Source organism: Streptomyces sp., from assembly GCF_036566765.1.
GTDB lineage: Bacteria > Actinomycetota > Actinomycetes > Streptomycetales > Streptomycetaceae > Streptomyces.
Genome location: NZ_DATCVQ010000555.1, coordinates 1 through 2,369, shown reverse-complemented (window position 1 = coordinate 2,369; position 2,369 = coordinate 1). Strand labels below are relative to the sequence as shown.

The following is a 2,369-nucleotide window of genomic DNA, read 5'->3' as shown; positions in this document are numbered from 1 at the left end:
CGGCGGCCTTCGCCGCCCGTCGCTCGGTCAGCGTCGTGCGGTCCGGGTCGTACTCGGGACGCGGCTCACCCGGTTCAGGGCGGAACGGATCACCGCTGCGGAAGCCGACCTCACCTCCATCAGGTGGGCGAAGCGCTGTTCGATCAAGGGGCGCTTCTCCGGCTTCACATCGCTCCATGTGGCCGGTTGGCGCCCTCGGTCCGCCCCTTCCGCAGCCGTGCGTGACGACGGTCTGCAATGTGGGTCGTTGACCAAGAAGCGGAAGCTCACCCGCTGGCGATCACCGTCCGCCCGCACCAGGTGGACCCGCCCCAGATTCGGCTCCTGGCGCTCGACCAGCCACTCCACGTCGTTGAGCACAATGCCCGCTCCGGGCAAGAGGTCCAGGGCAGCTGACGCGTTCACGAGGCACCTCCTGCCAGAACCACTCGACCTGTCCGTCAGCGGATGAGAAAGGTCGATCCCGAGCCTGCGGTGCCACAACAGATGGAGCAGATGGGCCCGGGCCACCGGCCAGTACGTCTGAGCGGCCGCCAGCTCTCCGAACGTCACGCCCTCTGCGACGTGGGCGAGCAGACCGGCCTGGACTCCGAGCACGTCACGCGTCCGTCTCCACGGCGAGCGGGACTTCCGCGCAAGCCAGACCGTTTGAGATCGGCAGCCATCGGCAGCCATCGGCAGTCTCGAACCACCTGGCATTCATGCAGGTCAACGAGTCCCTATGTATCAGCTGCACCGCGACAGGACGCGAGGCGTCCCGTCACCCGCGTGTTCCCCCGGCTCGCGCGACGCTCAGGCCGGATTGAGGCCCGGTTCACCGGCCGCGACGGCCCAGGAGGCAGTGGTACTCACCGGCGACTGACGGACCGCGATGCTGGCGACGGTCCGGGCGTCGGTGATCCACTGCTGCCGGTCGATGTTCAGCCGCAGATAGCCGCGGCGGGAGCCGTCGAAATAGCGGACATGCGGATTCAGGACGGGGTTGTACGTCTTGAGCGCTGCGTCGAAGGCGAGGGGGAAGTCGGAACTGACGCTGGTCGCGGTGAACTCGACAGCCACTGGATCGCTTGTGAGATCGTCGCGCTCGATCCGCAGATCGCTGAACCAGGACGAGTGGGCGTCCCCGGCGAGCACGATCGGGTTCGCCACCCTCGCGTCGCGCAGGAAACTGAGCAGCCGGGTTCGGGCGGGGCCGTAGCCGTCCCACTGGTCGAGGTTGGCGATCGGGGGCAGGGGTTGAGTCGGGTTGAAGAAGTTGGGGAGCCGGATCTGGCTCATCATCACCTGCTGGGTGATGACGTTCCAAAGGGCCTGGGAGCCGGCCAGTCCGCCCCTCAGCCAGTCTTCCTGGGCATCGCCGGTGAGCGTGCCGGCGGTGTTCTGCGTGCCTGCCGCCGGCGGGCCGAAGTCGCCCGGGAATCCCCCCGGCTGGTCCGTGCGGTACTGGCGGGTGTCCAGCACGTTCAGCCGAAGCAGGTCACCGAAGTCGAACCGGCGGTAGAGCCGGTACTCCGGGGAGCCGGGATCGAAGCGGCGGCGGAGCGGCAGGTGCTCGTAGTAGGCCTGGTAGGCGGCGGCGCGCTGAAGCGCGAAGGTGGCGGGGTCCTGCTTACGGGCGCCGGTGTCACCGATCTCGTCCACGAGATCGGCGTAGTTGTTCTCCACGTCGTTGTCGTCCCAGGTGACGATCCAGGGGAAGGCGGCGTGGGCTGCCTGCAGCGCCGGGTCGGTCTTGTACTGGGCGTGCCTGGCCCGGTAGTCGGCGAGGGTGACGAGCTGGTCGAGGCCGGGGGTCTCGGGGGTCGTGTGCAGCCGGTCGGGGTAGGCGCTCCTGGGGTCGAACGCGTAGATGTAGTCGCCCAGGTGCAGCACCGCGTCGAGGTCCTCCTCGGCGAGCGCGGTGTACGCGGGCCAGTAACCGTTCTGCCAGTTCTGGCAGTTGACCACGCCGAGCCGGAGGCCTCCGGGGCGGGAACGCCGCGCCGGGGCCGTGCGCGTCCGGCCGACCGGGCTGAGCTCTCCGCCCGTCCGAAAGCGGTACCAGTAGTCACGGGCCGGGGCCAGGCCTCGTACATCTACGTGGACGCTGTGGGCGAGTGCGGGGTCGGCGACAGCGACACCGCGCCGGACGACCTGGCTGAATTGCGGATCGGCGGCGATCTCCCATGCCACGCTCACCGGGAGGGTCCCCATGGAGGGGGCGTCGTAGGGATCGGCCACCAGCCGCGTCCACAGGACGACCCCGTCGGGCAGCGGATCACCGCTGGCCACACCGAGTTTGAACGGGTCCTGCTGGACCCGCTCCGCGTGGGCGGTACGGATGCCCAACGCCTGAGCACCCGCGACGACGGCCGCACCGACCAGCAGTC

The 2,369-nt window shown here is 69.2% G+C and carries 2 protein-coding genes; both read right to left on the bottom strand.

Annotation, left to right across the window (positions count from 1 at the left end):
- Window positions 1–27: 27 nt before the first annotated feature.
- Window positions 28–405, bottom strand: a complete 378-nt coding sequence (locus VIU94_RS32135; RefSeq protein WP_331916847.1) for a hypothetical protein — start codon at window positions 403–405, stop codon at window positions 28–30.
- A 387-nt stretch (window positions 406–792) separates the two neighbouring features.
- Window positions 793–2,369, bottom strand: a 1,577-nt coding sequence (locus VIU94_RS32130; protein WP_331916845.1) for an alkaline phosphatase D family protein, incomplete at its 5' end; no start/stop codon positions are given.